Raw genomic sequence first — 6,863 nt, forward strand, 5'->3', positions numbered from 1 at the left:
GGACGACCCCCAGGCCGAGGACGGCGGTGTAGCCGTAGAGGAAGAACGGGCCGTAGCGGGCCCAGATGGGTGTCATGGGGCAAGCGTACTCTGGAAACGGCGGGAGGGAAAGTGTGCCCTTTCGTGGGCGCAATTACTTATGTTTTCTCTTGACTTCTGCGTCATTACGCCTACACTATGGGTAGGGGCCGTGCTAACAGGGAGGCGCCGTGGTGTCTGCCCAACCTATCTGGCTAGCCAGGGTGACGCTCGTCCTGGGTTGTTTGATGCTGTCAGGAGTTGCCGAAGGCCACCGGCCGACCACGCCGGCCCTATTCACTGGCGTGGACGCCGATGTCGCCCCGTCTATCCTGGACGTGTCGCCGCCCCCCGAGACGACCGGCGTGCCCCTCGACGCGGCGCTCAGCCTGACCTTCTCCGAACCGGTGGCGCTGGCCGCCGATGCCCTGACGTTGACCTGCGAACTGAGCGGCGCGCACGCCACCACCAGCGGCGGCGGCGATGAGCGCTTCACCCTGACCCCCACCGCGCCCTTCCAGCCCGGCGAGTGGTGCGCGGCCGTCCTGCGCAACACGGGCGTGACCGACCTCGACGCCGATGACCCGCCCGACAGCCCGCCGGACAGCGCGACCTGGCGCTTCCGCGCCGCCGCCGCGCCGGTGTGGATCAACGAGGTGGAGGCGCTCTCGGCCGATGGCGTGGTGGAGTACCTCGAACTCTACGACGGCGGCGCCGGCCGCACCGACCTGCGCGGTCTGGTGCTCGTCCGCTACCTGGACAGCGTGGGCGTCACCTATGCCCGCGCGCTGGACGGCTACCGCACCGACAGCCGCGGCTACTTCGTCATCGGCACGCGGGCGACGCCGGGCGTTGACCTGATAATAGCCGATGGGGCGTGGCCCGATCAGCCGGCGGCCCTCACCCTCTACGACGCGCCGCGAGAGCGCTTCCCAGGCTACGCGCCACCCAGCACGGAGGGGCTGGTCGAAGCGGCGGTCTACGGCGCGGTCGGCGCGGAGTTGCTGGCGCTGTTGGAGCCGGGCCAGATGCCGCTGGATGAGGGGGAGCGCGGGGCAGTGACGGCCGACTCGGTAGGCCGCTGCCCCAACGGTTCCGGCAAGCGACGCGAGACGGCGACTTTCACCGCCGCCGCGCCGACGCCAGATGAGACCAACGACTGCGGCCCCATCGACGCCGCGCCCAGCGTCCTGAACACCGTTCCGGCGGACGGCGCGACGCGCGTCGTGCGCCACGCGGCGCTCGAGATCATCTTCAGCGAGCCGGTGCGGCTGAGCGAGACACCGGTAGCGCTGAGTTGCGGGCTGAAACTGCGCACCTACACCGTCGAGGGCGCGGGCGACACCTACCGCATCCTCCCCAATCCACCGCTGCCGGGCGATACGGCGTGCGTGGTCACGTTGCGCGCCGGCAACGTGAGCGACGTGGACGAGAACGACCCGCCCGACCAGATGGCGCAAGACTTCATCTGGGGCTTCACTACGGTCGTCGCCGCCGACGAGGGGGTGCTGATCAACGAACTTGACGCCGACAGCGCCGGCCCGGACACGGCCGAGTTCATCGAACTCTACGACGGCGGGCGCGGCGGCGTGGCCCTCGATGGGCTGGCCGTCGTGCTGTTCAACGGCGGCGACGACAAGAGTTACCGCGTGGTCGATTTGGACGACTACGCCACTGACGCCAACGGCTACTTCCTACTGGGCGGTGCGGCTGTGCCCGGCGTGAACGCGATCTTTCCGGATGGCCTGCTTCAGAACGGGCCGGACGCCGCGGCCCTGGCCATGGGGGATGCGGCCGACTTCCCCAACGGGACGCCCGTGACCGGTGTGTCGCCGCTGGATGCCATTGTCTATGGCCCGGCGGCCAGTCCCGACGCCGGACTGCTGCCACTACTGAGCGCCGGACAGACACAGGTGGACGAGGCTGGCCGGGGCAACGCCGACGGCCACTCACTGCAACGCTGCCCCAATGGCGCGGGCGGCCCGCGCGCGACAGCCGCCTACCGTCCCAACGAGCCGACGCCCGGCGCGCCTAGCGGCTGCACGAGCGACGCCGCGCCGGAACTGATCGACCGGACGCCCGGCCGGAACGAGACGGGCGTCAGCCGCCACGCGGCCATCACGACGATCTTCAACGAGCCGGTGGCGCTGGCGACAGGCTGGGCCACAGTGCAGTGCGCCGCCTCCGGCAGCCACGCCTACAGTGTGTCGGGCGGCCCGACGGCCTTCACGCTCCAGCCGGCCGCCCCCTTCGCCGCGGGAGAGTCATGCACGGTGACGGTTGTCGCCCGCCACGTGACCGACCTGGACGCCGACGACCCGCCGGACACGATGGTGGCCAACGTCGCCTGGTCGTTCACCACGGCCGAGCCGGCGGCCGACTTCGTGGTCATCAATGAACTGGACGCCGACACACCCTCCACCGACACAGCCGAATTCATCGAACTCTACGACGGTGGGGAAGGGAACGTATCGCTGGACGGCCTGGCGCTGGTGCTGTTCAACGGCTCGACCAACGCGGTCTACGGCGCACTCGATCTGGACGGCTTCGCGACTGACGCGTCGGGCTACTTCGTAGCCGGCAACGCGGCGACGGGGCCGGACCTGACCTTCGCCAACAGCACACTGCAGAATGGGCCGGACGCGGTCGCCCTCTACGCCGGCGACGCGATTGGCTTCCCCAACGGTGCGCCGATCACGGCTGATGGTTTGATCGATGCCCTTGTCTACGGCCGGCCGGCCGACGTCCCGGCGGGGCTGCTGGCTCTGCTGCTACCGGGCGAGGGCGCAGTCGACGAGGGCAGCCGGGGCGCGGCCGACCAGCATGCGCTGCAACGCTGCCCCAACGGCGCGGGCGGCCAGCGGCGCACGGCGGCCTTCCTGCCCAATATGCCCACGCCCGGCCGGCCTAGCGCCTGCGTCGTGGATCAAGCGCCGGCTGTCAGCGACGTGACGCCGCCGGACGGGGCCAAGGGCGTAGCGCTCCGGGCCGCGCTGTCGGTCACGTTCAGCGAGCCGGTGGCGCTGGCCGCCGGCGGGCCGGAGATCGCCTGCGCCAGCAGCGGCGACCACGCTTACACGATCAGCGGTGGGCCGCGTACCTTCCAGATCACTCCAACGCAGCCGTTCTCCCCCAACGAGCGGTGCGAGGCGACGATCCCGGCCGCGGCCGTCAGCGACGCCGACGCCGACGACCCGCCCGACCGGCCCGCAGCCAATTTTGTCTGGTCGTTCACCACGGCCGGGCCGGTCGCCGACTTCGTGTTGATCAATGAGCTGGACGCCGACTCGCCGGGCAACGACACGACCGAGTTCATCGAGCTTTATGATGGCGGCGCGGGCGAGACCGACCTCACCGGGCTGGTTCTGGTGCTCTACAACGGCGGCGACGACCGCGCCTACTACGCTGTCGATCTGGGCGGAGCGCGAACGGATAAACGCGGCTACGCCGTCATCGGCAATAGCGGTGTGGCGGACAGCGCCATCACCCTGCCTGACGGGACGCTGCAAAACGGGGCCGACGCCGCCGCGCTCTACGAGGGGCGCGCCGCCGACTTCCCGCCCGGCGCGCCGCTGACGACGAATGGACTGATCGATGCCGTGGTCTATGGCACAGCCGACGCGGCCGACGCGGGCTTGCTGGCGCTGCTGTTGCCCGGCCAGCCGCAAGTGGACGAGGCCGGCCGCGGCGCGCCCGAGAGCCACGCCGGCGGGCGCTGCCCCGATGCCGCCGGCGGCGCGCGTATCACCAACGCCTTCCGGCCCAACCCGCCGACGCCGGGCGCGTCTAACACCTGTACCGCCGACGCGCCGCCGGCCGTGGTCGAGGTCACGCCGGTCGACGGGGCGACCGACGTGCCGGCCGGCGCGTCGCTGACGGTGCGTTTCAGCGAGGATGTCGCCGTGGCCGCGGGCTGGTTCCTCATCGACTGTGAGGCCAGCGGCCAGCACGCCGCGACTGTCTCCGGCGGGCCGCGTGCCTACACGCTCGTCCCGACAGTGCTGTTCGCCGCGGGCGAGACGTGCGAGGTGACCATTCGCGCCGCCGGCGTGCGCGACGCCGACGCCGACGACCCGCCGGACAACCCGGCGGCCGACTACGCCTGGGGCTTCCGGGTGGCCGCGCCCGCGCCGGAAGGCGTATTCATCAACGAGATCGACACCGACACACCGGGCAGCGACACGGCCGAGTTCATCGAGCTTTACGACGGCGGGCGCGGCCGGACCGCGCTGACCGGGCTGGTCGTCGTCTTCTGGAACGGCCAGAACGACACCGTCTACCGGGCAGTGGATCTGGTCGGGCAGGCGACAGATGCCGCCGGCTACTTCACGCTGGGCAACCCCGGCCTGTCGCCTGATCTGACCTTCCCTGACGCCGCGCTGCAGAATGGGCCGGACGCCGTCGCGCTCTACGCCGGGCGGGCAGCCGACTTCCCGGCCGGCATGGCCCTGACGACGTCTGGCCTGGTTGATGCCGTGGTCTATGGCCGCGCCGACCGGCCGGATGGCGGGTTGCTGGCCCTACTGGCCGCCGGACAGCCGCAGGTAGACGAGGCCGTCTATGGTGCGGCTGAGGCTCACTCCCTCCAGCGCTGCCCGAATGGAACTGGGGGGCCGCGTCACACAGCGACCTACGACGCTTACGCCCCCACGCCGGGAGCCGCCAACGAGTGCCCCACCGACCCAGATGACCCACCGGCCGTAGTTGAGGTCACTCCGACCAACGGCGCGACCGGTGTGCCCACGGGGATAGCGCTAACTGTGCGCTTCAGCGAAGACGTGAGCCTACTCGATAGCTGGTACACCATCGACTGCGCGATCAGCGGCGGTCACGCGGCGACCGTCGCCGGCGGGGCGCGGGCCTTCACCTTAACGCCGGCGACGCCGTTCGCCGCGGACGAGACTTGCGCGGCGACAGTCCACGCCGCCGGCGTGCGCGACGCCGACGCCGACGACCCGCCGGACAATCCGGCCGCCGACTACCGCTGGCAGTTTCAGACAGCCGCTCGGCCGGTGGCCGACTTCGTGCTCATCAACGAGTTGGACGCCGACACACCGGGCAGTGACCAGGCGGAGTTTATCGAACTGTACGACGGCGGCGTGGGGCGCACTGATCTGACCGGGTTGGTCGCCGTCTTCTGGAACGGCAAGGGAGACGTGGTCTATCGCGCCATCGACCTGGCCGGACAGCAGACGGACGAGCGCGGCTACTTCCTGTTGGGCAACCCCGGCGTCAGCCCGGGCCTGACCTTCCCCAACGCCGCGCTGCAGAACGGGCCAGACGCCGTCAGTCTGCACGTGGGGCGCGCTGCCGACTTTCCGACCGGCGCGACACTAGTCACATCGGGCGTGATCGACGCGGTGGTCTACGGCGCGTCGGGTGCGCCCGACGCGGGCTTGCTGGCGCTGCTGGCCGCCGGGCAGCCCCAGGCGGACGAGGCCGGCCGCGGCGCGGCCGAGACCCACGCCCTCCAACGCTGCCCGAACGGGAGCGGCGGCCCGCGCCACACAGCAACCTTTCGGCCCGGCCCGCCCACGCCCGGCGCGGCCAACAGCTGCCTCGACGAACCGGATGCGCCGCCGGCCGTGGTCGAGGTCGCGCCGGCCGACGGAGCCACGAACGTGCCGGCCGGCGCGACGCTGACCGCGCGCTTCAGCGAAGATGTGGTCGTGGCCGCCGGCTGGTATGCCATCGATTGCGCGAGCAGCGGCAGCCACGCCGCGACCGTCACCGGCGGCCCACGCATCTTCACGCTGACTCCCACGTCGCCGTTCGTCGCCAGCGAGTCGTGCACGGCCACAATTCGCGCCGCGTCCGTCCACGACGCCGACACGAACGATCCGCCCGACGCGCCGCCTGCCGATTACAGCTGGCGCTTCACCATCGCCGCCGGGCCGGTGGCCGACGGGGTGCTGATCAACGAACTGGACGCCGACACACCGGGCAGCGACGCGGCTGAGTTCATCGAATTGTACAACGGCGGCGCGGGCCAGACCGAGCTGAGCGGGCTGGTGCTGGTCTTCTGGAACGGCAAGGGGGACGTGGTTTATCAGGCCGTCGATCTGGCCGGGCAGCGGACGGATGCCGCCGGTTATTTCGTCGTGGGCAGCGCCGGCCTGGAACCCGATCTCGAACTGCCGAAAGCTGCACTGCAAAACGGACCGGACGCGGTGGCCCTCTACGCCGGGCGGGCGACAGACTTTCCCAAGGGGCGCGCCCTGACGACCGAGAGCTTGCTGGACGCCGTCGTCTATGGTGCAGCCAACGCGCCGGACGGCGAACTCCTGACACTGTTGGCCGTCGGGCAGCCCCAGGTGGACGAGGCGGCCGGCGGCGCGGCCGAGACCCACGCCCTGCAGCGCTGCCCGGATGGGGCGGGCGGGCCGCGCCACACGGCAGCCATGCACCCCGCTCCGCCTACGCCCGGCGCGTCCAATACCTGCGCCGCCGACGAACCGCCGGCCGTGAGCGCCGTCTCACCCACGCCCGAGGCGACCAACGTCCCACTGGATGCCCGCCTGGTCATCACCTTCACCGAAGCCGTCACGCTGGACGAGGGCTGGCTCCGCCTGACGTGCGACGCCGGCGGCGATCGCCCGCTCAGTGTCATCGCCAACGCGTCGTCGGCCGTCGCCCTCCCCCGCGACCCCCTGCCCCCCGGCGACGCCTGCGCCGCCACCGTCGCCGCCGCCCGCGTCCACGACCGCGACGCCGCCGACCCGCCCGATACGCCCCCCGCCCCGTCCGCCTGGCGCTTCCACACCGCCGCCCCGCCCCCCGCCCTCGTGGCCGCCTTCACCAGCGATAGCCCCGTCTGGATCGACCGGCCCCTCCACCTCAGCAAC

At 71.4% G+C, this 6,863-nt stretch carries 1 protein-coding gene; it reads left to right on the forward strand.

Translation table 11 applies throughout. The features are described from left to right. Nucleotides 1–212: 212 nt before the first annotated feature. Nucleotides 213–6,863: Ig-like domain-containing protein (locus ACE3UY_RS01980; protein WP_374685872.1), on the forward strand; the 6,651-nt coding region annotated here is incomplete at its 3' end.

The organism is Promineifilum sp. (SeqCode) (assembly GCF_041918635.1).
Taxonomy (GTDB): domain Bacteria; phylum Chloroflexota; class Anaerolineae; order Promineifilales; family Promineifilaceae; genus Promineifilum.